This window comes from Paraniabella aurantiaca (assembly GCF_050309965.1).
In the GTDB taxonomy this organism is placed as follows: domain Bacteria; phylum Bacteroidota; class Bacteroidia; order Chitinophagales; family Chitinophagaceae; genus Niabella.
In genome coordinates this window covers 2558527-2585056 of record NZ_JBLOSY010000001.1, presented here as the reverse complement: position 1 = coordinate 2585056, position 26530 = coordinate 2558527, and the positions used below count along the sequence as shown (strand labels likewise).

General features: G+C 41.9%; 21 protein-coding genes. 11 read left to right on the top strand and 10 right to left on the bottom strand.

Annotated elements, in window-relative coordinates; translation table 11 throughout:
- Window positions 1–53: 53 nt before the first annotated feature.
- Entirely contained in the window at window positions 54–617 is a 564-nt protein-coding gene (locus tag ACLOAU_RS11255) for a hypothetical protein (RefSeq protein WP_427861968.1), read from the bottom strand.
- A 574-nt stretch (window positions 618–1191) separates the two neighbouring features.
- On the opposite strand from ACLOAU_RS11255, the gene ACLOAU_RS11250 reads away from it, so the two are divergent.
- Together ACLOAU_RS11250 and ACLOAU_RS11245 are read left to right on the top strand one after the other, a co-directional pair.
- Window positions 1192–1641 carry a hypothetical protein gene (locus tag ACLOAU_RS11250; protein ID WP_427861967.1) on the top strand — a complete coding sequence of 150 codons (450 nt, stop codon included), beginning with the start codon at window positions 1192–1194 and terminating at the stop codon, window positions 1639–1641.
- Window positions 1642–1644: 3 nt separating this feature from the next.
- Window positions 1645–1800, top strand: a complete 156-nt coding sequence (locus tag ACLOAU_RS11245) for a hypothetical protein (RefSeq protein ID WP_170138296.1) — start codon at window positions 1645–1647, stop codon at window positions 1798–1800.
- A gap of 83 nt (window positions 1801–1883) precedes the next feature.
- On the opposite strand, the gene ACLOAU_RS11240 is transcribed toward ACLOAU_RS11245, so the two are convergent.
- The gene (locus ACLOAU_RS11240; protein ID WP_427861966.1) at window positions 1884–2927 is read right to left on the bottom strand and encodes an ATP-grasp domain-containing protein; all 1044 of its coding nucleotides are present in this window, start codon (window positions 2925–2927) and stop codon (window positions 1884–1886) included.
- 106 nt (window positions 2928–3033) lie between these two features.
- Between ACLOAU_RS11240 and ACLOAU_RS11235 the strand changes: the two genes are divergently transcribed.
- Window positions 3034–3825 carry a (Fe-S)-binding protein gene (locus ACLOAU_RS11235; protein ID WP_427861965.1) on the top strand — a complete coding sequence of 264 codons (792 nt, stop codon included), beginning with the start codon at window positions 3034–3036 and terminating at the stop codon, window positions 3823–3825.
- 196 nt (window positions 3826–4021) lie between these two features.
- Window positions 4022–4534, top strand: coding sequence for a hypothetical protein (locus ACLOAU_RS11230; RefSeq protein WP_427861964.1), 513 nt, complete (start codon window positions 4022–4024; stop codon window positions 4532–4534).
- A 9-nt stretch (window positions 4535–4543) separates the two neighbouring features.
- Here the strand turns inward: ACLOAU_RS11230 and ACLOAU_RS11225 are convergent, their stop codons facing one another.
- Entirely contained in the window at window positions 4544–5392 is an 849-nt protein-coding gene (locus ACLOAU_RS11225) for a glutaminyl-peptide cyclotransferase (protein ID WP_427861963.1), read from the bottom strand.
- A gap of 153 nt (window positions 5393–5545) precedes the next feature.
- On the opposite strand from ACLOAU_RS11225, the gene ACLOAU_RS11220 reads away from it, so the two are divergent.
- Entirely contained in the window at window positions 5546–6745 is a 1200-nt protein-coding gene (locus tag ACLOAU_RS11220) for a bifunctional 3,4-dihydroxy-2-butanone-4-phosphate synthase/GTP cyclohydrolase II (RefSeq protein ID WP_427861962.1), read from the top strand.
- A 488-nt stretch (window positions 6746–7233) separates the two neighbouring features.
- Entirely contained in the window at window positions 7234–7608 is a 375-nt protein-coding gene (locus ACLOAU_RS11215) for an iron chaperone (protein WP_427861961.1), read from the top strand.
- On the opposite strand, the gene ACLOAU_RS11210 is transcribed toward ACLOAU_RS11215, so the two are convergent.
- Window positions 7609–7968: a winged helix-turn-helix transcriptional regulator gene (locus ACLOAU_RS11210; RefSeq protein ID WP_427861960.1), complete on the bottom strand. Its 360-nt coding sequence runs from the start codon at window positions 7966–7968 to the stop codon at window positions 7609–7611. It lies immediately after the preceding gene.
- 107 nt (window positions 7969–8075) lie between these two features.
- Here ACLOAU_RS11210 and ACLOAU_RS11205 point away from each other — a divergent pair, with 107 nt between their 5' ends.
- Window positions 8076–8705 (top strand): NAD(P)H-dependent oxidoreductase, encoded by a 630-nt coding sequence (locus ACLOAU_RS11205; RefSeq protein WP_427861959.1) that lies wholly within the window; start codon window positions 8076–8078, stop codon window positions 8703–8705.
- Between the two features lie 148 nt (window positions 8706–8853).
- Complete coding sequence (locus ACLOAU_RS11200) at window positions 8854–9708, top strand: endonuclease/exonuclease/phosphatase family protein (protein ID WP_427861958.1); 855 nt, start codon at window positions 8854–8856, stop codon at window positions 9706–9708.
- On the opposite strand, the gene ACLOAU_RS11195 is transcribed toward ACLOAU_RS11200, so the two are convergent.
- Window positions 9709–14577 (bottom strand): translocation/assembly module TamB domain-containing protein, encoded by a 4869-nt coding sequence (locus ACLOAU_RS11195; protein WP_427861957.1) that lies wholly within the window; start codon window positions 14575–14577, stop codon window positions 9709–9711.
- A gap of 199 nt (window positions 14578–14776) precedes the next feature.
- Here ACLOAU_RS11195 and ACLOAU_RS11190 point away from each other — a divergent pair, with 199 nt between their 5' ends.
- Together ACLOAU_RS11190 and ACLOAU_RS11185 are read left to right on the top strand one after the other, a co-directional pair.
- Window positions 14777–17590, top strand: coding sequence for a TolB family protein (locus tag ACLOAU_RS11190; RefSeq protein ID WP_427861956.1), 2814 nt, complete (start codon window positions 14777–14779; stop codon window positions 17588–17590).
- A 280-nt stretch (window positions 17591–17870) separates the two neighbouring features.
- The gene (locus ACLOAU_RS11185) at window positions 17871–18239 is read left to right on the top strand and encodes a transposase (RefSeq protein ID WP_427861955.1); all 369 of its coding nucleotides are present in this window, start codon (window positions 17871–17873) and stop codon (window positions 18237–18239) included.
- Window positions 18240–18272: 33 nt separating this feature from the next.
- Here the strand turns inward: ACLOAU_RS11185 and ACLOAU_RS11180 are convergent, their stop codons facing one another.
- The 3 genes from ACLOAU_RS11180 to ACLOAU_RS11170 form a co-directional block, all read right to left on the bottom strand.
- Window positions 18273–19961: a PNGase F N-terminal domain-containing protein gene (locus ACLOAU_RS11180; RefSeq protein WP_427861954.1), complete on the bottom strand. Its 1689-nt coding sequence runs from the start codon at window positions 19959–19961 to the stop codon at window positions 18273–18275.
- A gap of 460 nt (window positions 19962–20421) precedes the next feature.
- Window positions 20422–20796 (bottom strand): hypothetical protein, encoded by a 375-nt coding sequence (locus ACLOAU_RS11175; protein ID WP_427861953.1) that lies wholly within the window; start codon window positions 20794–20796, stop codon window positions 20422–20424.
- A 530-nt stretch (window positions 20797–21326) separates the two neighbouring features.
- Entirely contained in the window at window positions 21327–23948 is a 2622-nt protein-coding gene (locus tag ACLOAU_RS11170; RefSeq protein WP_427861952.1) for a valine--tRNA ligase, read from the bottom strand.
- A gap of 216 nt (window positions 23949–24164) precedes the next feature.
- On the opposite strand from ACLOAU_RS11170, the gene ACLOAU_RS11165 reads away from it, so the two are divergent.
- Window positions 24165–24821 carry an N-acetylmuramidase family protein gene (locus ACLOAU_RS11165; RefSeq protein WP_427861951.1) on the top strand — a complete coding sequence of 219 codons (657 nt, stop codon included), beginning with the start codon at window positions 24165–24167 and terminating at the stop codon, window positions 24819–24821.
- 49 nt (window positions 24822–24870) lie between these two features.
- Here the strand turns inward: ACLOAU_RS11165 and ACLOAU_RS11160 are convergent, their stop codons facing one another.
- Both ACLOAU_RS11160 and ACLOAU_RS11155 read right to left on the bottom strand, forming a co-directional pair.
- Window positions 24871–25641 (bottom strand): succinate dehydrogenase/fumarate reductase iron-sulfur subunit, encoded by a 771-nt coding sequence (locus ACLOAU_RS11160; protein WP_114789657.1) that lies wholly within the window; start codon window positions 25639–25641, stop codon window positions 24871–24873.
- A 7-nt stretch (window positions 25642–25648) separates the two neighbouring features.
- Complete coding sequence (locus ACLOAU_RS11155) at window positions 25649–26521, bottom strand: glycosyltransferase family protein (RefSeq protein WP_427861950.1); 873 nt, start codon at window positions 26519–26521, stop codon at window positions 25649–25651.
- Window positions 26522–26530: the final 9 nt, after the last annotated feature.

Below are 26530 nucleotides of genomic sequence, written 5' to 3'. Positions count from 1 at the left end.
TGATTAAATTATTTACAGAATAGTTTTGGGAAAATGTTTGGCATAGCTAAACGCTAAAACGGAAGCGAGGCAGTAATTACTTTCTTTTCACCTTCACTTGTAAAAAGGCTCAAATCCTTTATCTCGATCGTCCGGTTTTTAACAGTAATGGTTCCGGTAGATTTTTCGCTTCCGGTAAACTCGTCCGAACCCAACCCATTACCTACACCGGTTAACGAAACTGCTACAATGCCCGGCTCCGGTTCAGTCATAGGTAAGGATGAACCATTGCTGTAAATTTTTAAAGCAGGGTTGGTAGTCGCATCTTTCTCATTTATAAAAGTCACCTGCAATAATTCGAAATTGGCACCGGCAGGATCACTGCCTTCATTATGCTGGCACAATACCGAAAAATTTCCTTTTTCCTTATCACCAAAATACTGGGTCGTAACGCCCGCACTTACTTCTTTTCCGTCAATGCTAAAAGTGCCGGTTTTGGCATCCTCACTATTAACGGTCGGCCCTCCGTCAGCCGTTTTATCCGCCAAAACGCCCGCTGCTTTTTTATCACTATTGCCGGCACAGGAGATAAGTGTTATAGAACCAATAACTGCGACCAGGATTAGGTTGTATTTCATTGCGTGTATTTTTTAACGAGGTATTTTTCTGTTATCAAAGAACGGGATTGATTTTTATTTGATCATCAACCTTACTGATCAAACTTTAAAATATAACACGAATTAGGTATATGTTTGGTTAAACGTTACGAGGCAGCTTAATACCCCAGGCAATTACGCAACACAACCGTTTAAAACCAGGATGTCATGCAGGCTATAACCCCACCGCACTGCTTACTTCATATTATTTCGGCCAGACATAGCATTTTATCCAAGACTTGAATTAAGCGTTTGCTTAAAGTTTTGATGATTTTTCAGCTAACTTCAATTTCTAAAAATATGTAATTGTTGAGATTGACTACTTTGTTCTTTGCTTGAGGTAAATATGTATGCATGAGCAATTTCCTTTGACGTTATCTCGTAAAATGTAGCTTTGAAGCACCATCAGTACACGGTCTATACAGCTTGCCCTTACGTCTTCGGTTCTCGCGCCTGCCGACTGCAGCAGGTGGGGTTAAATGTTTAGTGCACAACAAATAGTATAACAACCTAAGTTTTTAAGGAAAGATTTACCTGCTTAACTAGTTTTGCAGTTATGAAAATTTTGCGTCCATTGCATAACTTGTTGCTGATTGTATCCGCTTTATTTTTTCTGGCGGCCTTTCTTACCCTAAAAAAGACGCTGGATATTAATTTGTATGATACAATTTATATAGTTCCGTTTAGCAGGATCTTTATGGTTTGCGCAGTTTTTCTATCGCTGCTCTGGCTATTGTATACTTTTACATATCACCGTCTTTTTTCGCAGAAATTGTATAAAATTCATGTTATTGGTTCTGCCCTGTTGTTTATCATCATCATTGCAGGAAGTTTATGGAATAATCAATTTATCGAACATTACACTAGCTATAACCAACTGCAAAAAATGCAGCTAGCAACAGAAATAGGCAATGGCATTGCCATAGCTTCGATATTATTAACATCTATCCAATTACTTTATCCATTAAATTTGATCATTGGATTATTTAAAACTAAAAAACGTTAGGCCATGTCATTACTCAATCAAAATAATAAGAAAGGAAAAAAAGACAACAAAAGCAAGGATAATAATAAGCAGGGTAATAACTCTAAGTTTATCCAAAAACCTCAGTCAGGAGCATTTGTAAGTAAACAACAAAACACAGGTTCTCAAAGAGGCAGCTAAACAAGATATGACAGATGACAGTTTATTAAATGACAGTTGCAGAAAATGCACTGTCATTTGTCATTTAATAGCCTCATACCTGATTATTCATCAAATTTCTCCAGTATTCTAAAATGATGCTTGGCGGCACGCAGGTATTTTTTTCCCCGGCGATAAGACCAATAGGCATGCCCCTGTTTTGCGTTGTATCGACTTATTTCGTATAAAGCTCTCCAATGTTGTAAGATTGTTTTGTAAGCTTTGCCCAAACTCATGCCACAATCATAGATATGGTTGGGTTCTGCTCCAGCACCGTTATATTCTAAAACAATAAAATGCTTACCGTTTTTGAGATCCTCGATAGAGTTGGTTTTAATGTCATAGCGGCCATAATAGAACTGGGTATCCTGGCTTAGTTTATCAAATACGGCTACCAATGCGGGATTAATTTCGTGGTGCAGGTTGGTAAATCTTGCACCGCGGTTATGATTGCCGGCGAAAGAAAGATAAAACACTTCCCCTGTTTCAAGAATTTTGTCAAAATCATGCCCATGCTTCAGCTCCATTTCTTCAAACCGGTATCTAGCCCTTTCGTGCTGATTGATCAGCTGTTTCAGGGTACTTTTTCCATCTCCTGTTACCTGCAATAGCTCTTTGTATATAAATCCGGACACAACACCCGTTGACTGCCAGGGATAGCGGTAGTAAAACACACTTACCTCTACAGGAAAATCAATTTTCTCCTGTATAATATATTTAAAAGGGATATGAGCGTGATACTTTTTCAACTGGGCATCATCTTCAATAACCCGGAAAAGGATGCCCTTCATACCCACGTCCGGCTTAACAACAAAAGGATACCGGATGCCGGAAGCATCTACCCTCTTCTTTAAGTCATGGAACGAGATCCCTGGTTTTACATAAATGGTTTGCGGAGTTATTTCAGCAGGTAATAACTGGTACATTTCCTTCTTCCCTTCTCCCTCAAACCCTCCAAAAGTAATATTAGGATTAGACGGTGTAAAGAACCAAAGCGAGCGGCTTTTAATACAATACCACAGCCAAACGGGTGCAATTGGCGCATATAAAATGTGAAAATTCCACAGTTCCCAGTTAAAAAGCCTTTCAAAAAATTTTCTTACGCGCATGAATTATCAGCAAATATACCAGCCCGTGAACTAAAATGAACTAATTTTATAAAGTACAACCGGGCAAGCTTTATTGCCATTTGTATGCCAAAAAATATAACGATCTATGCACGTACCTACAGCAGCGGAAATATTTGCCAATGGAGAAATCCCTGAAATACTTTTCTGGGTGGGATGCGCCGGTAGCTTTGACCAGCGGGCGCAGAAGATAACCAAAGCTTTTACCCAGATACTGGATGCTACTCAAATAAAATATGCCATACTGGGTAAAGAAGAAATGTGTACAGGCGACCCTGTTAGGCGGGCAGGTAATGAGTTTATGTTCCAGATGATGGCTTATCAAAACATACAGATACTGAACAATTATGGTATTAAAAAAATTGTAACAGCCTGTCCGCATTGTTTCAATACCCTTAAAAATGAGTATCCTGAGCTGGGTGGCAATTATGAAGTGATACATCACACTACGTTTCTACAGCAATTGATCAACGAGGGTAAAATAAAAATTAAGGAAGGCGGCGATTTTAAAGGCAAAAAGATCACCTACCATGACAGCTGCTACCTGGGGAGAGCCAACGATATTTACGAAGCACCCAGGCAGGTTTTGGAAATGCTGGATGCAGAGCTCGTGGAAATGAAACGTTGCCGGAGCAAAGGACTTTGTTGCGGTGCCGGGGGCGCTCAAATGTTTAAGGAGGAAGAAAAGGGTGAAAAACGCATTAATATTGAACGCACAGAGGAAGCCCTTGAAACTAACCCGTCGTATATTGCAGCAGCATGTCCCTTTTGTAATACCATGATCACCGACGGTGTAAAAAATGCCGAAAAAGAAGGGGATGTAAAGGTTTTGGATATAGCGGAGATAGTGGCAGCAAGTATGGAGGTGAAGGCTGGTTGATGGGTTGACTGGTTGACTGGTTGACTGGTTGACTGGTTGAAAGGTTGACTAGTTGACTAGTTGATAGGTTGACTGGGAAACCGGTGGAAAGTTTTACTGGTTGAGAAAGATTGAACTATTGTGCCGGAAGCTTGTTATTGGTCGCGAGTACTCCTTTGAAGATTTTTATTATTTTAGATTTTTGTGTATTTATAAAATGAACTTACAATATAAAGAATTACTGCCTGCCGATTTTAGTCCCGCATCACGCGTATGGATTTACCAGGCCAGTCGTTTATTAACCATGTCGGAAGCGATTGATGCAGAAGAGCGATTAAACAATTTTGCTGAACAATGGCAGAGTCATGGCGCTGATGTAAAAGCTGCCGGTTTATTATTCTTCGGCCAGTTTGTAATATTGATAGCTGATGAAACACATGCCGGCGTAAGTGGTTGCAGCACCGATAGTTCTGTTCGCTTTATCAAATCGCTGGAGGCCGCCTATGGCATCAACCTTTTTGATCGCACATCGCTTGCCTTTGTTATTAAGGACAAAATACAGGTATTACCTTACGCGCAGTTACAATATGCACTGGATAACGGCTTTATAACGCCAGACACTTTATATTTCAATAACCTGGTAGCTAATAAGGAAGAACTGGAAAATAAATGGATGGTACCGCTGAAAGAAAGCTGGCTCAAAGACCGTTTACAGCTGGTTCAATCGTAGGCCCTGTCATTATTTTTGAAAATCTATCTCATAAACAGATGGCCAGAGTTTGCCGGTAATTAGTACTTTGCCGGTAGCCGAATCGTAGGCAATCCCGTTCATCTCCTGGGAGCCGGGTTTGCGCGCAGCCACTGCATTAACGATAGAATTTAAATTGAGTTTGGCAACAACCTCCCCGCTTGCCGCGTCAATTTTCACTATTTCAGGTCTCCCCCATATATTGGCATAAATAAATCCATTGATATATTCCAACTCGTTTAAACTATCTCTTATCATTCCGTTTTCAATTACTCTTAACATTCTCGCCGGTTTATAAGTGCCCGGATTGAGAAATGTCAGATACTCAGTTCCGTCGCTCATGATGATACTTTTCCCATCGGTTGTGATTCCCCAGCCTTCGGTATTGGCATAAGTAAATTCGTCGATCTTTTTAAATGTTGTAGCGTCATACACAAACCCTTTCTGATTTTTGTAGGTAAGCTGATACAGTTTATTGTTGAGAAAGACGATCCCTTCTCCAAAATATTTCGACCGGTCTATTTCTATCTTAGGAGTAAAATTACCGCTGGTCAAATCAGATACACCAATTACTGACCGGGTGAAAGGATACTCGGGAGGCGCTCCCCCGCTTTCGTACAGCAAACCATTGTAAAAAGCCAACCCTTCCGTAAAAAGAGAAGTATCATGCGCATAAATTGCTTTTGTAACGTAAGGGATCAATGGTGTGGAAGGTGCGCTTCCGGGAGGTTGTGTATCGTCATGTTCCTGGTTCTTACAGCCTGCAATTGTCATAAAAACGCTCCAAACCCAGCCTATAAGGATCATTTGAGGAAAGATGTTGCGGTGCCTGTATTTCATATGTTGAAACAATTTAGTGTCATGCGATGTTATAGTTAGCACAATTTGGCTTCCGGTTAAAAATAAGAAAGTAATCATAAATCAAACAACAACCGGGTAGTTGATTTGAAGCGGACAGTTCCAAATTATTTAACTTTGCGAAAATTTTTATAAATGCTCGATTCAATTGAAAGTGCGATTGAGGCTATTAAACAGGGAAAACTGATCATAGCAGTGGATGATGAAGACCGTGAAAATGAAGGCGATTTTATTGCCGCAGCAGGTGCCATTACCCCGGAAATGGTGAATTTTATGGCTACCCATGGGCGTGGCTTGATTTGCGCACCGCTGCCTGAAGAGCGCTGCGATGAATTGGGCCTGGGGCTAATGGTAACCAATAATACAGCCTTACACGAAACAGCTTTTACAGTCTCCGTGGACCTTTTGGGACATGGTTGCACTACGGGTATTTCGGCACATGACCGATCTAAAACAATTGAAGCTTTAAACAATCCTTTTACTAACCCCGCAGACCTCGGTCGCCCGGGGCACGTTTTCCCGTTACGCTCTAAAAAAGGCGGTGTTTTACGTCGTGTAGGACATACCGAAGCCGCTACCGACCTGGCGCGGCTGGCGGGATTCCCTTACCCTTACGGAAGCGTATTGGTAGAAGTAATGAATGAGGATGGCAGCATGGCACGTCTTCCGGACCTTTTAAAAGTGGCTGAAAAATTCGACCTGAAGATCATTTCTATAAAAGACCTGATCGAATACCGCCTAAAAAGCGATTCCCTGATTGAAGAAGTGGTACGGGTAAATATGCCTACACAGTATGGCGATTTTAAGCTGGTAGCTTTTAAAGATAAAAACAGCAACAGCGAACACCTGGCGCTGATCAAAGGGGAATGGGAAAAAGATGAACCGGTATTAACCCGTGTACACTCATCCTGCTTTACCGGCGATATCTTAGGCAGCCTGCGTTGTGACTGTGGCGATCAGCTACACACTGCCATGCAAATGGTACAACAGGAAGGCAAGGGTATTATTTTGTACATGAACCAGGAAGGACGTGGTATTGGCCTGATGAATAAGCTGAAAGCTTATAAGCTGCAGGAAGAAGGAATGGACACCGTGGAAGCCAACCTGCACCTGGGTTTTCAAATGGATGAGCGCGATTATGGCGTGGGTGCGCAGATATTACGCCACCTGAATGCTACCAAACTCCGCCTGATGAGTAATAATCCGCGTAAACGTATAGGACTGGTGGGTTACGGACTGGAAATAGTAGACAATGTGCCGATCATTATTTCGCCCAATGAGCATAACGAAAAATACCTGAGCACTAAACGTGAAAAACTGGGTCACGATTTTTAAGTTGACAGTTTACATATATTTTTTAAAGCACTCCCGGAATCAACACCGGGAGTTTTTATTTAATGCAGACCGGTAAATCTGTTACACCACAAGATGTATTAACCCCGCCTGCTGCAGTCGGGGCAGGCGCAAACAAAAGAGGACGCGAAAGAATACGCAAAAAACGTTTACAATCTCGAGTAAACCCGGAAGTTTATGTTCACCCCTCCGCGTTAACGCTGTTTCTCTTGCTGTAAGCAGTTAACCTCACCGCTGAGAAATGAGTACGCCAAGGTTTCGCAGAGGTATTATGTACTCAAATAATGTGAACTGAAACATAGCGTGTCTCCAAACTCCTCTGCGTTATATCCGCGCTCTCCCTTCCCCGCGGTTAACTCTTAATATAGTAGCGGCGATTGATCCCTTACAGTAAAACTTGTCATAGGACAGGACCCGGTTTGGACATTTATTGTACATTCGAAAGACTAATCACTTCAACAACGATAACTATGAGCAAGCCTGCAACAATCGAAGAATATTTAGCAACTATTCCTGCTGAAGCTATTGAAGCGGTCCATAAAATAAGACAGGTTATTCAGAAAGCGGCTCCCAAAGCGGAGGAAGGACTGAGTTATGGCATTGGAGGCTTTAAACAGAATGGCAGGTATTTTATTTACTATTCAGGTTATAAAAAACACACCAGCATTTACCCTGCACCACGTGGACATGAAGATTTCGAAGAAGAGTTAAGCAAATATAAAGGTGGTAAAGGAACGGTTCAATTTCCGCTGGATAAGCCCCTGCCAACTGCCCTCATCAAGCGTATTGTTTTATTTCGCCTCAGGGAAAATGAAGAAAAAGCGGTGATTATAAAAAAGAAATAATCACAGACCCGCATTAGCCCCTATAATCTTTTTGCGATGTGTATTACCCCAGTCCGCCAGGTTAGAGATAACTGACTTCAGCTTATGGCCATATGCTGTTAGTTCATATTCCACTGTAACAGGTTTCGTGTCTATCACCTCCCGCTTAACGAGTTGATTGGTCTCCATATCTTTTAACTCCCGGCTTAGCATTTTGCCTGATATGCCGGTTATATCCTTTAATATCTCTGAATAGCGTTTCTTTCCAAATCCCAGAGACGCTACAATTGATATCTTCCATTTTCCGCCCAGTACATCCATGGCATCATGCACCGCCAAAATCGTCTTTTTACAGGCTTCGGGATCGTGTTGTATTTCCATTGTAAGTTACTTAGTTACCTCTTTGTTACCATTACTTTTTGTCACCAGGTGACAAAAGTAAACCAAATAATCTGAACTTTGCCCTTCCAAACAAGAAATCAATTTATATGGAACTTATAAAACATTTGAACTGGCGATATGCCACCAAAAAGTACAGCAACAAGAAAGTACCTGAAGTGCAAGTACACCAAATCATTGAAGCTATCAGTTTGTCGGCCTCTTCTGCAGGCTTGCAACCTTACCGCATTTTTTCGGTTTCCAATGAAGAACTCAAAAAGCAATTAGGCGAAGGGTCTTTTAATACGCAAATAGCGGAATCGTCGCATTTATTGGTTTTTGCAGCCTATACTTCTATTACCCGGGAACAGATAGCAGCTTATATCAGCTATATGGCCAGAGAAAGAGGCATTCCCGAAGGTGGAATGGCCGATTTTCAAAAATCGCTGGAAGGATTTTTACTGAGCCGCCCGGATGAGGAAAACTTTGCATGGGCGGCAAGACAGGCATATATAGCATTGGGGACAGGCATTATCGCGGCTGCAGAATTAAAAGTAGACGCCACTCCCATGGAGGGCTTTGATTCATCAAAAGTGGATGAACTCTTGGGACTGAAAGAAAAAGGATTGAAAAGTGTTGTATTATTATCGCTGGGCTACCGGGATGAAGAAAAAGATTTCTTGGTAAACCTTAAAAAGATACGGATACCTAAAGAAGAATTTGCATCGATCATCGATTAATGTTACCGGCCTCCTTCGCGGAGGCTTTTTTGTGCCCTACTATTAACTATAAGATTATATAACACAGCGGTTTTAGTGCTTATTTGTTTATTATCTTCGGCTTCATTATTTTAAATTTTAACCGCCCTTTCGGACAAACCGCTTTGTTATGTTGAATAAAAAAAACAGAATTCGCCAGGTACTGGTGTTGGCAGCGCTGCTAATATGCCTGATGATTAACGCGCAAACCTTTAAAGTAGCCTCTTACAATTTACGTTTCGACAATAAAAATGATATAGGTAATCTCTGGCAGGACCGGTTACCTTTTGTAGCCAACCTGATCCGTTATCATGACTTTGACGTATTTGGCACGCAAGAGGCCTTACCCCACCAATTGGAGGATGTGGTAAAGGCATTGCCTCAATATGCACGTTATGGAAAAGGCAGAGACGACGGAAGCGATAAGGGGGAGCACTCAGCTGTTTTTTACAAAAAGGATAAATTCGCTTTATTACAATCAGGCGATTTTTGGTTATCTGAAACACCCGAAAAGCCCGGGTTGGGCTGGGATGCTACCTGTTGCAATCGTATTTGCTCATGGGTATACCTCCAGGATAAAAAATCGAAAAAGAAGTTCTATTTCTTTAATGTTCATTTTGACCATGAGGGTAAAGTAGCGCGGCTTGAAAGCAGCAAGCTTATCCTGGAGAAAATCAAAACCATTGCCAAAGGAGCGCCGGTCATCTTAACAGGCGATTTTAACGCAGACCGGAAAACAGATCCTTATCAGATCATTGCCAGCTCGGCTATTGTGAGAGATGCTTACAAAGACGTACCATACCCCTACGAAAACAACAGCTCATTCAACGGGTTTAAAAAGGACTTTAAAAGCACAGATATTATTGACCATGTTTTTATCAGCAAACAATGGCAGGCCAATAAATGGGGTGTTCTTACCGATACCTATTTTGGAAAATTCCCTTCAGACCATTTTCCGGTTGAAGTAGTGTTAACATTAAAATAGTTACTCTTCTTTTTCCGGTACCGTTTTAGGCAATAAAGGATCTGCTTTCCGCTCTACCGTTGCAGGCTGTACCGATTTGGTGGAATCAACCGGCGGCGGCAGGCGATTGGCTTCCCTCTCTGCACGCTTACGTACATTGATGAATAATTCAGGTAGTGTATTGAATTCTTTTTTAAAGGAGATACCTCCGCCTGTTCTTTTCAACTTAGCTGCACCCGTGCTGGATGTAGTGAGGTAATCCAGGTTTTCGCGGTAGAACAAATTCAAACGCAGGCTACCACTGGCATTCAGTAACCACTCAGCTGTAACATCTGGTAAAAACTGAACGGTTTGCTGCAGGGTACTGGATTGCAAGGGCACTTCGAGCGAACTACCCAACGAAATCACAAAGCGATCTTTAAACAAAGGTACCAACAGGGCCCCGCTTACATTAGCCTGGTTGATATTGAAATTTGCGTTGCTGGCGCCCAATACATTTCGGTTATAAACCGAACCACTGAAGTTGAAGCTCACATTTTGCCCTAACAACGACGACAGCGCACTATTGAGCTTTTTGTTGATCTCGTTAAAAAACAGCCCCGATAAACTTGATATGGTATTATAGGTAAACTCCATGGCAGCACCTCCTATACCTATATTGGACACACCTGTTTGCGGCGGCGCAAAGCTGTTGAAAACGATGAGATAAGTAACCTGTCTTGTAACTTCAGTCTGGCTTCTTTCTATTTGCTGCAGCGCGTTAGTTACGTTAAAGTCGTTATTAAAACGGCTATTGGGATCGAGCTCCAGCTCAAACTTAAATTCCGGTTGAAACAATTGTCCCGTTAATACTGCATAGATATACACATTCTCGCGCGTATTGGAATAACTCTGCCCGGGGTCGATCATACTGGCCAAAGGTGCAAAGCTCACTCTTTCTGCCTTGTATCTTGCCTGTATATTGATGTTGGCTTTTAACGGATCGCCCGTCCAGGATATATAGTTCTCGGTTCCTTTAATGATCTCGAAAGGTTTAGGGAAGAAAGATTTGAAGGTGTAGTTATAAGTCCCTTCCTGTATATCAAAACGCCCATTGATCTTTAGTTCCTCATTCGTTCCCGATTGTATGTTTAAACTACCTGCTCCTCTTCCAAATATCTGGTCACCGGTCAGGTCATCCATCACAAACTTCATTAACACTTTGGGATTAGCGGTCACATCAAGCTCGTACTTCATATTAGACCCGGTGCTGGCACTTACAAGGCTATCTGAAACTTCAACCCCATACTTCCGTTCTACCAGCCAATCGGGCATTTTTCCTGCCTGGCTGTTGGCCGAAGCAATCGTAAAATTACTTTCTTCCCGGTCGGAGGCAATAGCATCAATCTTCATGAAACTGTTATCTTCCGAACCTACTAACACAAAAGAACCTGTGGCTTTCACATTACCATAAAACAACTTGTTATCGGCATAAGTAGTGCTTAATACCTGTACAGGCCGGTTATTACGTGCATCACGGGTACCCGGCTTACGGGTAGACACGGTAATATCGTAGAACATATCATCAAATGCATTGTGGGTGATACCTCCCCGCAAATAAACCGGGTTGCCGGTAACCGTATCTTCCAACACAATGCCATTCAGGTTAATTTCATTTTCACTTAGCTCAATATCCCGGTCTTCTATCTTATAATAACATTGGGTAAATTTTACCTTTAAGCCGGCATTGTGCAGACGGCCTTTCCCCACTACGGCCAGTTCATTTAAAGGGCCTTTAATTTCAAACTTACCTGTAACATCGCCTGAAATATCAGTAAATAAAGTATTCAGGAAGCGATCGATATACTTCAGGTCAAAATGAGTAGGTGTTAAGGCTATAATATTTTTTTGTTGCGACTCCTGGTCTTTGAGGTATAAACGAATATCATAGGCAAGACTTTTGTCATCCGATCCCAGGGTTTTGCCATCTACCAGCAGTTCTTGGGTAGCCATATCAAAAATTACATTTGCCCCCAGGGTGCCAATCGAATCATTATCCAGCCTGATAGCCCTGCCCACAAAATCCCTGGAACTGATTTTCATATTTTTCCCGGGATTTTCAATCAGCACATGCGCGTCTATTAATCCTTCCAGCCGGTTACGTGGCAGCAGGTAAGGACCCAGATCACCCAAATTAATTCCTTTTAAAGTGATAGCCGCATCGTTCCAGTTACCTACATCAGAAGGCATGGTTTCAATCCTTATTTCCTGTGCACTTTCTTTAAGAACCAGTAGTCCGTGGGCCGGTGCGTTTTTCCTGAACTCCAGTTCGCCCTTATCTTCTATAGTCCAGATTTTACTGTTGAGCATAAATGAAGAAGGATTGAACCTGATACCAACGCCATTGCTATAAGTATTCACAACAGCATTGAGCCGCGCCTGGTCGAGGGTTTTACTGTTACCGGTACCTGTAAATATGCTCACTTCCGAAACATCATTATGCGCTTTAATATTGAAAGTTGCCAGTTGAATTTTTAAACTGTCTGTTACACCAATATTGGATACACTTCCATACAAAGTGAGACTGTCATAAGTACCCGCAGCATCAATATCTATATTGGAGAAATCGAACTGTCTGAATTTGAAATAAGGCACGTTGACATCCAGGAAAAGGTGATTAGCCGCTGTGTTAATTCCTCCTCTAATACGGCTGTTATCAAATCCTTTCAGGCTGCTATCGATAATGGTAGCAAACTCATCAAAATCCCCTGTTTTAATATCAAAGTTGAAAGACTGTTGCGGTATAGCTACTCCCGGTGCTTTGATGTAAGCCGGGTAATAGCGGCTTAGAAATGCAGTGACAGAACTAGGCAAATCACGGATTTTGAAAATGCCATCCACATCTACACTAAACTCGTTAGACGCTACACGCAAATGCTTGGTACTGTCCGTCGTAGTTGAATTGATTGAAAGTGAATCGAAGGAAAGAGGAAAACCATTGCGGGTTAAAGAGGCATTGGAAATATTGGCGTCGCCCAGAAAATCATCAATCGTATTGCCCGAAAACTCGGCATTCACACGGCCGGAGAAGGCGAGATTCTCTTTCAGCAATTGTGTATTATAAAGATTCAGCGTGTCAATATTGGCCATGAAATTAAACTCAGGCACTTTCTGGCTAAAGTCTACCAGACCATTAAGGCTCAGCATGGCATTGGGGTCGTTTACAATAACAGAGCCGTCAAATATCCTCTTATTGAGCTCACCATCCAGGGTAATATTCTGGTACCGGTACTTCTTGTAATCAATATGCTTAATGCGGGCATCCAGCGCAATGTTGCCGCTGTTAGGTTTAAAGCCGGCACCTTTTAAAGTAGCATTCAGGCTGATATAACCCAGGTCTTCATTTTTTAGAAGTGGTCCCAGATTTAAACTTTCTGTAGCTACCGTACCGGAATAAACAGGGTAAGCGGGGTTCTGTAACTTTAAATTAAGATCTGCCTTTACCGTACCCAAACCGGTTTGGATAGTACCATACGTTACAAAATCGTTGATAAAACCTGCGAAGTTCCCGGTAAACATTACAAACCCCAGCTTGCTCAGGTCCGGATTGGTAATTCGCTTCAGAGGTGGTATGAAAGCTGTGGCATCTGAATAGACAGTTCTAAATTCATTGGCCTTAATATCCAGGTAAGTACTGTTAATTTCAGGCAGACCTGTAATGGAAGCATCGCCCAGGAAATAAGTATTAGCTCCAGCCCTGATATCGAGGTTTTTACCAATTAATGAGGATACGGGTCCTTTTACATTTCCACTTAGCTTGATGCGCTTCTTCCAGGTTTTCAGATCGGGCGCAAAGTAGGCAATATCATCACTGTTGATCTCGGTATGATCGAAGCGACCTTCCATTCTCACCTTCTCAACAAAGTCGCTCATATCTCCAAAACGGTCGAAACGCATGCTGAAATAGTTGCTCAGGTGACTATCATTTGTCCTGATATCCAGGTTTTCAAATGTCATTTCCCGCGGGGTGAATTTGGCGTCGGCAATCAGGTGCTTTACTTCAAAGCCACTTCTTTCACGGGTCTGTAATTTTATGGATGCGGTTATGGTATCCATTTCCCATTTCACATTGCGGAAATCTCCATAAATTTTAGAGAACTCAATATGTTTACCGTCGAAGGCAATGGGATCCAGCGGCCTTGATTCATTATCGTTTTTAAACGTACCATTTCGAAGGCTTAGTTCACTTACCAGTATTTTCCATTTGTTGTCATTGACATCTATTGTACTGGTATCTGTAACAATCGGCTTGGGAACGCTTTCCATTTCACGGGGAGGCCTCTTACCATCGTAGTCCCTGAGCGCAAAATAAGGCTGATTAATATTGAGTGAGTTGATCTCAATGAGCTTCTTCTTGAAATCTACATTACGGGACACGGTATTGAGTGAAGCCAGGGAAAGGGTCATATCCTGGCCAATCCAGCCATCCTCCTGTTTTACCCGTATATTTTTAAGATCTACTTCCCGAAGTGCGAGGTTGATACCATTTTTTTTCTTTTTAGGAGAGGCAGGCGTAGAAAAATAATCCAGCAAAAACTGGTGGTGCCATACAGAATCCTGACGCTGCAGGTGAATGTAGGCATCCCGCAAACCTATGTATTTCAACTCTACATCTTTCTTAAAGAAAAACCAGTCGGTGATATTTACTGTAATTTCGCCTGCACTTAAAATGGTGTCTTTTTGACGATCCTTTATCAGCACCTGCTGCAGATTCAATTTATTGAATAAAGAAAGGTCGATGCGACCAATTTCTATTCTCGTTTGCAGCTCTTTAGAAAGCCGGGAGGTCACTTTATCTATAAGCCAGTTTTGTACGGGCGGCATTTGAATAAGCACCCATACGGTCGTCAACAGCAAAATAATTGACGCCAGAACGATCAGTAATATTTTTCGAAATTTCTTCAGGAAAGGCGATTCTAAAAATTATTTGTAAAAGTAATTTATTAGGGGGCTACCTGCAAATTTCATGCATATCTAACTGTTAATTTTATATTTTTAGGAAATTCATTTTGTGTATCAACTTCAGTCACCTTATTTGCGGCAACTGTATATGAGCAGATTCTTCATTTTCGTTCTGTCAGTTCTCCTGATCTTCCTTCAGAGTAATATAGCTGTTGCCCAGCAATTTGGAGGCAATCCTACCGGTATGCGATGGAAACAAATTAATACTGATACAGCACGGATTATATTTCCTGAGGGATTTGACACCGCTGCCCAGCGGGTGGCTTCATTTATTAGCCGTGTATCATTGAGAGATCAGTTAAGCCTGGGTAAAAAACTGAAAAAGATAGATATTATACTACAAAACCAGCCGGTTATTACCAATGGTTATGTCTCGATGGGGCCTTTCCGAAGTGAGTTTTATACTACTCCTTCGCCAGACAATTATGATCCGAGCAGCCTATCGTGGCTTACTCAGCTTACGGTACATGAGTACCGGCATGTGCAGCAGTATAACAATTTTAACAACGGGTTGAGCGCCGTCATGAAAAAGCTGTTCGGGCAGGAGGGGTATGCGTTGGCCGTTAATGCAGCAGTACCGAACTGGTTTTTCGAGGGTGATGCCGTATATAGTGAAAGTTTGCTGGCTCCCCATGGCCGGGGAACCCTGCCTTTTTTCCTGAAGGCCTTTCCCGCTTTGTGGCAATCAGGCAAAGATTATAGCTGGATGAAGATCCGGAATGGCTCTTTAAAAGACTATGTGCCTAACCACTATGACCTGGGATACCTGCTCGTTAATTACGGCTCCCGGCAGTACGGTTATGATTTCTGGCGCAAAGTAACCCGGGATGCCAGCGCATACAGAGGCTTATTTTACCCGCTACAACAAGCCGTTCAGCGACATTCGGGCATTTCTTACAAAGATTTCAGGCAAAATGCTTTTAATTATTATAAAGCGCAATACCAATTAGAGAATCCCGGGATGTTGGCAGACAGTCTTAATGTATTTGCCAGCAATACAAAAACACTAACTCAATATAGTTTCCCTTTCCAGCTGTCGGAAACCGATTTACTATATCAGAAATCATCTAATAACCAGAGAACGGGCTTTTATATAAGGGGCCCTGAAGGTGAGCGCTTACTCCGTTTGCGTGATATTAGTATCGAAGACCAATATAGTTATCGCAATGGGAAGATTGTTTATGCAGCTTACGAATCACACCCCCGGTGGCGCTGGGTAAGCTACAATGTCATTAAGTTACTGGATGTGGCAACCGGGCAGCAGCGAACACTTACACATCAATCAAGGTATTTCTCACCCGATATCTCGGCCGATGGCAAAACGATAGTAGCCAATAGCGTTTCGCTGGACGGAAGATCTGCACTAACTTTTTTAACTGCCGATAATGGGAATCCTTTCAGAACTATCGTTAATGACAGCATTAGTTATTTTTCCAACCCCAAGTTCTTAAATGACAGCACGATCATTACTGTGTTACGCAACAAAGATGCTACAACGGCTATAGCTGCGGTGGATATTCTTAGTGGCAGCATTAAAAATATCACACCACCCTCATCTACCGTAATTGGTAATATTGCTGTCAATAACGGCAAGATATATTTCACCGCTTCTAAGCATTTAAAGGATGAATTATTTTATTACGATCTGGCGCAGCAACAACTCTTTCAATTGCCTACTCCCGGCGTAGGCAGCTATTTTGCCAGCAGCGATTTCAACAAGCTTAACTGGAGTGTATTTACGGCAGACGGCTTCCAGTTACAACAGGCTGATGAAATCCAGGCCCAATGGCAACCGCTACCAATGGAGGCATTTGTAAATAATAAAACCGGCATCGTAAGCGATAGCATACATGCATCTTACCAGTTAATGACAGCATCCCCAACCCATGCTGTAACCCAACCCTACCGGAAGCTAACGCATCCCTTTAATTTTCATAGCTGGCGTCCCAATTACTCAGACCCTGAATTTAGTTTTACTATTTACGGCAATAATATTTTAAACACCACCGAAACCCAGTTATATTATGTATATAATGAAAATGACAAAACCCATACTGCGGGTGGGGCAGTCACCTATGGAGGTCTTTTCCCGTATATCAGCCTGGGCTCTAATTATACTTTTGACCGCCGCGCGGTTGCGTCTAAAAAGTTAAGGCAGTGGAATGAATGGAATAATTATATAGGGGCAAGTATTCCATTAAGCTGGGCCAGCAACCGAACCTATAAAGTGCTTAACATTGGAAGCAATTATTACTATCGTACTGACTTCAATACAGGCCCTACAAAAAACGAATTTAAAGAACTGCAATTCAGCTACCTTGCTCATGGTGTTAGCTGGACACAGCAGGTGCAGACTACAACCCAGGATATTTACCCGAAATGGGGGTACAGCGTTAACACCCAATTTCGACATGCTTTGAACCTCTACGACAGCTGGCAGGGCTATGCGGGTGCAGCATTATATTTGCCCGGCCTTGCACGTGCACATAGCCTGGTTTTAAATGGAGCCCTGCAATACTCCGGGTCAGAACAACGGGTATTTGGCAACCGCACCGCATTTGCGAGAGGTTATGCAGGGAGAGATTCAGCCGGCATTTATGCAGCCAGGGCCAACTATCATTTTCCTGTATTTTATCCGGATTGGGGATTCGCCAATATTTTGTACCTGCAACGCATAAGAGCCAATGTTTTTTATGACTACACCCAGGCTTTAAATAAAAGCGGTACACGTAGTGCTACCTTACAAAGTACCGGTGCGGAAATTTGTATGGATACCAAATGGTGGAATCAACATTCTTTAACCTTCGGATTTAGAGCAGGCTATTTACTTACTGCAGTACCCGGGCAGGATCGAAAAATGTTTTTTGAATTTATACTGCCGACCAACTTAATACCGAGGTAAATAGAGGCTAACAGTTTAAATAACTGCTTATAGTTGATACAACATTTTCGTAACTTTAAATATAAACACCTATCAAGAACACCTGGTTCCGGGATGCTATTACCATATTTATAACCGTGGGAACAACAGGGAAGTAATTTTTAAGAAGCCTGAGAACTATATTTATTTTCTACATCTTTGGAAGAAATATGTAACGCCTGTTGCAGATACACTTTGCTATTGCCTGTTGCCCAATCATTTTCATTTTTTTATCAGGATAAAGGGAGACAATGCTAATAATATGGAGCAAAGTATACATGAAATAAAAAAAGACAAACCGCTCAGCAAACATTTTTCTAATTTATTTAATGCATATGCGAAAGCTATCAATAAAAAATATAATCGGGTACGAAGCCTGTTTCAGGAGAATTTTAAACGAAAAGAAATTATCAATAACTCATATTACACTCACCTGATCGCTTATATTATTACCAATCCGGTTAAACACGGTATTTGTAATAGTGCTGCCAATTATCCTCATTCGGCCTATCAAAGCCTGCTCTCAGATAAACCGACGCTTTTACTGCGAAATGAAGTGATCAACTGGTTTGGTAGCAAAAAGGCATTTGTCGAATATATTCGGAATTATGAAGCTGGTTTGCGGATCTGACAGGTTTCGGAAACCTGTCAGATCTGGCCGGGCCTAATCGCCTACAATTACCCCACTCACATTCCATGCACTGAAGCTGCTACCTTCCCTTTCACCTTGCGCTATCTGCACCTGTATGATATGCTTTCCTGCTGATAAATTTCCTAACTGTATGACAAAGGGATTGGTTACAGTACCCGGGCACCAGTTAGAGCGACTCAGATCTGAAGAAGACAAACCCGTAGCAAAGTTTCCTGAAGCAGGATTAAACAAGCGATAAGAACCACAATCTTCTCTCCAGGGAATCATCTTTAAAATAGTTTTCCCATCTAAGTTGATCGTGTTTTCTTTGGGCACAAATTCGTCACCGTTTCCCCAGCCACCATGTCCGGTGGTAGTATAACGGAGTACTGCGTTATTTATCGCTTCTTTTAATTCAAAATGGACTGTGACTCCCTCAGTCTTATCAAACATAGTAGCATACTCCTGTCCGGCCATTTCCATAATATTAAGCGTATTAAATAATGGCACTACTTTTTTGGGCGGTTCGTCTCCTCCCCTGTGAATGGTAATAGCGGCGTTTATTTTATGGCCCCCTTTATCATAGTTGCCGATGAATACACCAATATATACGTCCTTACCGTCCAGCAGGGAAGCATAGGCTGTTATATCCTGCCTATAGGGAACCACCTGGTGCCACTCTTTCCCCTTTAATTGTATGTGATTGTATTGCTTTATTCCGAAGGGTGTGAAAAAACGCATTAATTCAATCGCGGGACTGTAATCTGCCGTGGCAACTATACCCTGGTATTTTTTGCCATTACCATTCTCAAAAACAGGCAAGGTTGAAGCCCCGTTTTTCAGGCCATCCAGGAAGGATTGTTTTTTGTCAACCGGGATCAGGAATACCGTACCGGTACGGTCATAGGCATCTCCGTTAGATTGCTCCTGCAAATCAAGGAAGATGGTTTTTGCATCAGTCAGGGAGGGAAACTTCACTTTCTTTACCACAATGGTTCCATTGGCAAATCGCAGTACATCCGGTTTTACGGTAGCACTGTCAGAGAAATTGATGACCTGATCTTTAAACAGTTCTATGGTGGTAAAACGATTGCGCCAAATCTCATCGCGATAACTTAAAAGATCTAGTAGCTTTGGCTTGATTGAAGCAAACTTGGCTGGACTTATATATGTTGTCTTCTTTACCTCGTCAGCGCTCATTACAAAATTACCATTGCGAATCATTTCCAATACCAGTCCCAGGTTTTGGCCTAATGCCGTTGGCGCCCCTTTTACAGGTAAGTCGGTTGTGTACCAAAACTCAATTGTGTTGGAGTTAACCACTGTTTTTGCTTTTTTACAGTTGTATCCCAATATTTTTTTGCTTCCCTCCTGTAACTCAAATTGCTGGCTTTTTATAGTAGTAGAATCGATAGTGGAGATGCAATTGGCTTGATCGAGCAAAGTGTATAATTGCTGTGAAAGATTAGTTCTGTTGATCAGCGATACCTCCAATGGATATTTGCCTTCTCCTTTAAAATCTTTCTCGTTTGTAATAAGCGTCTGCCGGGCATTTGTAAATACGACAACCTTGTTTTGGTTAGGCGACGGCTTACCATTGGAAGAAGAAACATAGGTTATCCGGTAGGTATTATTATCAGATTGAAAGGGTATTTGCCCTACTGCTAATGATGTATATAAAGTAAAACATACAATACTCATTATTAAACGTAGCGGCTTCATATTTTTTTAATCAAATGTAGTATACCGGGAGGGAATTTCAACCGGGGGAACTTTTTAAAATAATGAGCGGAAAGTGAAACTAACGGTACGGCGCGTGAGGACACGCGCCTGGCTACATTGCTATTTTAAGCCTATCCATTAAAATAAAATCCGGCAGACTAATATTAGTGGATTGATTTCAGGGCCGGGACGCGTGTATTCAAATGAGCGGGCGATGAAATTGTGCGTAAGGACACTCGCAGTGGCTGCAATTACTATTTGAAGCCTATTTATTAAAATAAAATCCGGCGGACTAATACTAGTGGATTGATTACAGGGCCGGGACGCGTGTGTTCAAATGAGCGGCGATGAAATTGTGCGTGAGGACACTCGCATGGCTGCTTATCAAAATGCGGCAGAGGGATAATATAGCCTGTACGCGTGTCTTCACGCGGGCTCAACGATGCTTAGCTATATTAATCTAAAATTCATCGCGAATATCCCTTAGAAAACTAAAATGCTGAATACCTTTTTCATAGAACGCTGCTGAAGAGAAATAATAATCACATGGATCTGCCACTAATTTCCATTTACCTGCACAGGGATTAAAATGTATATAATCCAATTTTTGAAAAGCAACCTTCCGGGTATATAAAATAACCGCCAACGGGTCTTTCTGCCAGAATTCGTAATGCTTATTATGTACATTGATCTTAAAAGAAGACAACGGTATCAACGGATCAAAAGACAACAGCTTCTTAAATTCATGTGCAGTATATTTCAGAAAAGATCCTTTAGGATGTTCTTTCCCATTTAACGACCTTGCCCTCCAGATAATATGAATATGAGTAGGCATTATTACAAATGCGAAAACATCCGTTTTATTTTGTTTGGTTAAATAGTCAAGAGCGAAACAATAAGCTGTTTAGTGGTGTCCGGCGCCAGCAGAGGCATCCAACGATTAATACTTGCAGTGAAGAAATAAATCTCGTCAAGCTCCATATGACTTTTACGGCGATGGCATAAGTTGGTGTAGCTCATAGTTGTAGGTTTGCTTGTTAAAGCTACATGATTATTTTGAACTCTGGCGCTTAAGTATACACGCCATGGCGCGCGAGGACACGCGCCATGGCGGCATTTAGGTAATTATCATTGGTATTAATACAGCGTCATCCAATAAAAATCCCGACAGACGAATAACTACAGGATTGATTATAGGCGACCTAATATAATTACAGCGATGCCAACGCATCTTTCAACATAGCTATCTTCTCCTTGTGAGGACATGCACTATGGCTACTTTTTACTATTTGAAGTTTTTCCGTTAAAATAAAAATCCCGGCAGACTGATCACTACCGGGATTGATTATAGACGATTGAATATAATTAAAGCGATGCCAATGCATCTCTCAACGCAGCTATCTTCTCTTCTGCATCGGCCTTTTTCTTTCTCTCTACATCTACTACTTCAGGCTTGGCATTCTGCACAAAGCGTTCATTACCCAGCTTTTTCTCAACCGATGCCAGGAAACCCTCCAGGTAAACGATATCTTTCTCTAATTGCTCCTTTTGCGCAGTTGTATCTAACTCTGTTTGGGTTTCGATATACAACTTATCTTTTTGAACCAGAACGTTGATACATTTTTCCACCGTAGCATCTGTGAAAGCTATTTTTTCGGCGTTTAACTGCCTTTCTAAAATGCTAAATAATGCTTCGTAGTCGCTACGGTTCTCCGCCTGAATATATAGTTTGATGGATTCTTTATTTTTGATACTGTTCTTCACCCGCGCATCTCTTACAGCGCTGATCACATTTTTTAATATCTCTCCCTGTGCTATAATCCTGTCGTCAACTACACCTGTTTCATTAAACTGTTTAACTGATAAGTCATCGCTTTGCGCTCTCAATTGGTGATAGATCTCCTCTGTAATAAACGGCATATAAGGATGCAGCAACTGCAACAACTCTTCGAAAAATCCTATAGTTGCCTGTAGTTTACTGTTGAGGGTTGCTCCGCCAAATTCCGGCTTTTGCCACTCCAGGTACCAGCTGCAGAAATCATCCCATATCAGTGAATAGATAGTTTTCAGCGCTTCGCTTAGCTTGAACTCCTTTAACAATCGTTCTACTTCCGCCCTTGCTTCATTAATACGGTTACGCATCCATTTTGCGGCAAAATCGTCATCCGCATTTTTATCATCCAGGGTCACACCATTAGTATTATCTTCCCACATCTTCACCAGCTTCAGCGCATTCCATATTTTATTGTTGAAATTACGGCCTTGCTCCAGCGATGCTTCATCAAACAGCAGGTCGTTACCAGCCGGTGCAGCAATCATAATACCAAACCGTACGGCATCGGCGCCATACCTGTCAATCAGTTCCAGCAGGTCAGGCGAGTTACCCAAAGACTTAGACATTTTACGTCCCAGCTTATCGCGTACCATCCCTGTGAAATACACATCCTTAAACGGAATTTCTTTTTCATATTCCAGGCCGGCTATTACCATCCTGGCCACCCAAAAGAAAATAATATCCTGACCGGTTACGAGCACCGAAGTTGGGTAATAATATTTCAATTCTTCATTACCGGGTTCAGTAATTCCTTTAAACACCTGTGACGGCCACAACCACGAAGAGAACCAGGTATCCAGCACATCATTATCCTGGCGCAAGTCATCAATAGTCCATTGACCGCCAGACAAATTCTTAAACGCCTCTTCTTTGGTTTCACCAACAACGCAGGCTCCATCCGGTGTATACCAGGCCGGTATTTGTTGGCCCCACCATAACTGGCGGCTGATACACCAGTCTTTTACGTTTTCCAGCCAATGCTTATAGGTGGCTAAAAAGCGATCGCCCGGATGTATTTTAATATCTCCCTCTACAACCGCTTTCAGCGCGGGCTCTGCCATTTCCTGCATTTTCAAAAACCACTGGGTAGATATCTTGGGTTCTACCACAGCATTACTTCTCTGGGAGAAACCATTTTTATTAGTGATATCCTCTATTTTCACCAGGTTGCCCGAAGTCTCAAGGTCAGCTGCTATCTTCCTGCGAACGTCAAACCGGTCTTCCCCGGTATAAAGCTGCGCAGCATCGCTTAAAGTACCGTCATCATTTAAAGTATCAATCACTTCCAGGTTATGCTTCAGGCCGAGGTTATAGTCATTAATATCATGTGCCGGTGTAATCTTCAACGCGCCCGTCCCAAATTCCATATCTACATACTCATCGAAAATCACAGGTATACGCCGATTAATCAATGGCACCAAAGCATAAGCACCCTTCAAATGCTGGTAGCGCTCATCATTAGGATTTACACAAATAGCGGTATCTCCTAAAATAGTTTCGGGCCTTGTAGTAGCTATAGTTATATACCCCTCTTGTCCGTCGAGCTTATATTGTACATAATATAATTTGCTCTGCACTTCACGATACTCGACTTCTTCATCGCTTAAGGCTGTTTTTGCAACCGGGTCCCAGTTGATCATACGGGCGCCACGGTATATCATACCTTTTTTATAGAGGTCTACAAATACTTTTATTACCGCTTCGTAATAATGGTCATCCATTGTAAAAGTAACGCGACTCCAATCTACGCTGCACCCCAGGCGCTCTATCTGGTTATAAATAATCCCGCCATATTTATCCTTCCACTCGAACGCATATTTAAGAAATTCGTCCCTGGTCAGTGTATTCTTATCGATGCCCTTCTCACGCAGCATCTGCACCACTTTAGCTTCAGTAGCAATAGAGGCATGGTCACTACCCGGAACCCAGCAGGCATTGTAACCAGTCATTCTTGCCCTGCGTACCAAAATATCCTGGACCGTTTCGTTTAATGTATGCCCCATGTGTAAAACACCGGTAACATTAGGAGGTGGAATGACCACCGTAAAAGCAGGTCTGCCATCTGGCTTGCTTTCAAAATATTTTTGCTCTTTCCAGCGATTGGTCCAAAATTGTTCCACCTGCGCTGGTTCAAAATTCTTCGATAGTTGCATAAGGGTGCAAATTTACTGCTTTTATACGTGCTGCAAAAGCATAAATACCGGGAGTTAATCATGTTGGGAGCTAAAAAAGCCATTCCAGTATCGGGATGTTTCCAGCCGGTTATCTAATACAGGCATCGCTTGTTTATGCGGCTGTTCAAGCTTAAAAGAAATCGTAATTTCATGATGTAGATCACTCCATCACGTTATAAACCTCAAACATCCCATATGTCTAAACCAGCATTAAACGAAAAAGACTTCCAGGATGCGGCACGCCAGTTAAACTGCGAGGTTGCCGCCATTAAAGCAGTGGCTGCAGTAGAAAGCAAAGGCGATGGCTTTTTGCCTACCGGCGAGCCTAAAATCCTTTTCGAGCGACATATTTTTTCCAAACGTACCAATGGGCTTTTCGACAAAACAAACCCAGGCATATCTAACCCCTTGGCAGGAGGATATGGCGCTTCAGCATCACAGCACAAACGACTACAGGAAGCGGTTATATTAAACCGGAATGCGGCACTGATGTCTGCCTCCTGGGGACGCTTCCAGGTAATGGGGTTTAACTATGCGCTGGCCGGCTTCAATTCTTTACAGGAGTTTGTAACTGCCATGTATAAAGGGGAACGTGAGCATTTATTTGCTTTTGTTAATTATATTATCAATACATCACTGGGTGATGAACTCCGTGAAAAACGCTGGTCTGATTTTGCACGTAAATACAATGGACCTGACTATAAAAAAAACAATTACGATGTAAAAATGGCCGAAGCTTACAAGAAACTTAAGGGTAGCAGCCGAAGCCTCGTTACAACAAAAACACCTGTGAAAAAAAGCACTATATCGAAAAATAAAAAAACTAAAGGAATCCCCAATTATTTCCAATAAAAAAACCTCCCGCGATTGCAGGAGGTTTTAAAGATATTTAAAGCAATTTTTATCCTTTTACGTCTGCTGCTAATCCTGCTGCAGTGAAGTCCCTGTTCAAACGCGCGATATTGGTAATTTCAATTTCTTTAGGGCAAACTGCTTCGCAGGCGCCAGTGTTGGTACAGCTTCCAAAGCCTTCTTTATCCATTTGAGCTACCATTGCCAGTGAGCGTTTATTTCTTTCTGTTTGTCCCTGCGGCAATAAAGCCAGGTGAGATGTTTTGGCCGAAAGGAATAATAAAGCTGAAGAGTTTTTACAAGCCGCTACACAGGCTCCGCAACCAATACATGCAGCTGCAGCAAATGCTTTATCTGCATTATCCTTATTAATAGGGATAGCATTACCATCAACCGTTACACCGGTATTTACAGAAACATAACCCCCCGCCTGTATGATGCGATCAAAAGAAGAACGATCTACCACCAGGTCTTTCACAACCGGGAAAGCATTGGCTCTCCATGGTTCTACCACGATAGTGTCACCATCTTTAAAAGCACGCATGTGCAACTGGCAGGTAGTGGTACCTTGCCATGGGCCATGCGGGCGACCGTTAATATACATAGAACACATGCCACAAATTCCTTCGCGACAATCGTGGTCAAAAGCAATTGGCTCTTTTCCTTCGTGTATCAGCTGCTCGTTCAACACGTCAAACATTTCCAAAAAAGACATTTCGGAAGAAATATTCTTTACCTGGTAAGTTTCAAAACCACCTTTACTTTTCCCGTCTTTTTGTTTCCACACCTTTAAGGTGAGGTTCATATTGTAATGTTCCATATTAATACTAATGAATCAGTTTATAATTTTTGTAAGAAAATGGTCTCCATCCAAATCTTTTGTCCAAAAAGTAATAAAGCCGGTGCTTTAAGTTTTTAAAATTCTTCTTATTTATATCTCTGTTCAGTGTCCAGTCTTCACTCGCCACTATATCTTTCATAACATCAGGATGCGATCCTTGAAATAAAGTAATAGAATCAACCTTACTATAATCGAAAGCTATTTCTTCTTTTTGATCCACAGTCTGTCCGCCGTTATATAAACTGCCAAATGCAGATTGCTTTCGATTCATGATTACGGGATTTCTGGCCCATCCATAGTGATAGATATGAGCATTAATTAACTTAACCTGAAGCTTTTTACCATCTTCCCATCTAAAACCCTGAGCATCTTTATAAGAACGTATTTTTTTGTTGTTCCTGATAATTCTGATCTCGAAAGGGTACCAACTTCGACCATCTCCCAGGAACCTATAGCTCCCATAAAAATGATAATATCGAAATAGCAACCCTTCAACATTTTTATCATCCTTATACCTCAACATCTGGTTGCGTATTTCATCATAATCTTTTTCATGGATTACTTCATCTCCCTGTATGTAAAAGAGCCAATCGGCCTCGGCACCTGTAACATCCAAAGCTTTGTTTGTTTCTACAGCCAAAACTCTTCCTGCGGTTTTTAATGACTCATCCCAAATACTATGAATCGTTTTTACCTTTTCCTTCGGCAACCTTTCTACAAGATCATTCGTTTCATCATCGCTATTACCAAGGTTTATCACAAACTCATCTACCAACGGTAACACTGACCTTATGGATTCTACAAAAGGATAGCCGTATTTTACTCCATTTCTAACAAATGAAAAGCCCACGACCTTCATATTGCTTTA

Coding starts and splice junctions, on each gene's coding strand:
- ACLOAU_RS11250 (WP_427861967.1), top strand. CDS start 1,192: ATGAAAATTTTGCGTCCATTGCATAACTTGTTGCTGATTGTATCCGCT.
- ACLOAU_RS11180 (WP_427861954.1), bottom strand. CDS start 19,961: ATGAAGCCGCTACGTTTAATAATGAGTATTGTATGTTTTACTTTATAT.
- ACLOAU_RS11235 (WP_427861965.1), top strand. CDS start 3,034: ATGCACGTACCTACAGCAGCGGAAATATTTGCCAATGGAGAAATCCCT.
- ACLOAU_RS11255 (WP_427861968.1), bottom strand. CDS start 617: ATGAAATACAACCTAATCCTGGTCGCAGTTATTGGTTCTATAACACTT.
- ACLOAU_RS11225 (WP_427861963.1), bottom strand. CDS start 5,392: ATGAAATACAGGCACCGCAACATCTTTCCTCAAATGATCCTTATAGGC.
- ACLOAU_RS11190 (WP_427861956.1), top strand. CDS start 14,777: ATGAGCAGATTCTTCATTTTCGTTCTGTCAGTTCTCCTGATCTTCCTT.
- ACLOAU_RS11210 (WP_427861960.1), bottom strand. CDS start 7,968: ATGGAAATACAACACGATCCCGAAGCCTGTAAAAAGACGATTTTGGCG.
- ACLOAU_RS11160 (WP_114789657.1), bottom strand. CDS start 25,641: ATGGAACATTACAATATGAACCTCACCTTAAAGGTGTGGAAACAAAAA.
- ACLOAU_RS11230 (WP_427861964.1), top strand. CDS start 4,022: ATGAACTTACAATATAAAGAATTACTGCCTGCCGATTTTAGTCCCGCA.
- ACLOAU_RS11175 (WP_427861953.1), bottom strand. CDS start 20,796: ATGCCTACTCATATTCATATTATCTGGAGGGCAAGGTCGTTAAATGGG.
- ACLOAU_RS11185 (WP_427861955.1), top strand. CDS start 17,871: ATGGAGCAAAGTATACATGAAATAAAAAAAGACAAACCGCTCAGCAAA.
- ACLOAU_RS11155 (WP_427861950.1), bottom strand. CDS start 26,521: ATGAAGGTCGTGGGCTTTTCATTTGTTAGAAATGGAGTAAAATACGGC.
- ACLOAU_RS11170 (WP_427861952.1), bottom strand. CDS start 23,948: ATGCAACTATCGAAGAATTTTGAACCAGCGCAGGTGGAACAATTTTGG.
- ACLOAU_RS11165 (WP_427861951.1), top strand. CDS start 24,165: ATGTCTAAACCAGCATTAAACGAAAAAGACTTCCAGGATGCGGCACGC.
- ACLOAU_RS11220 (WP_427861962.1), top strand. CDS start 5,546: ATGCTCGATTCAATTGAAAGTGCGATTGAGGCTATTAAACAGGGAAAA.
- ACLOAU_RS11200 (WP_427861958.1), top strand. CDS start 8,854: ATGTTGAATAAAAAAAACAGAATTCGCCAGGTACTGGTGTTGGCAGCG.
- ACLOAU_RS11205 (WP_427861959.1), top strand. CDS start 8,076: ATGGAACTTATAAAACATTTGAACTGGCGATATGCCACCAAAAAGTAC.
- ACLOAU_RS11215 (WP_427861961.1), top strand. CDS start 7,234: ATGAGCAAGCCTGCAACAATCGAAGAATATTTAGCAACTATTCCTGCT.
- ACLOAU_RS11240 (WP_427861966.1), bottom strand. CDS start 2,927: ATGCGCGTAAGAAAATTTTTTGAAAGGCTTTTTAACTGGGAACTGTGG.
- ACLOAU_RS11245 (WP_170138296.1), top strand. CDS start 1,645: ATGTCATTACTCAATCAAAATAATAAGAAAGGAAAAAAAGACAACAAA.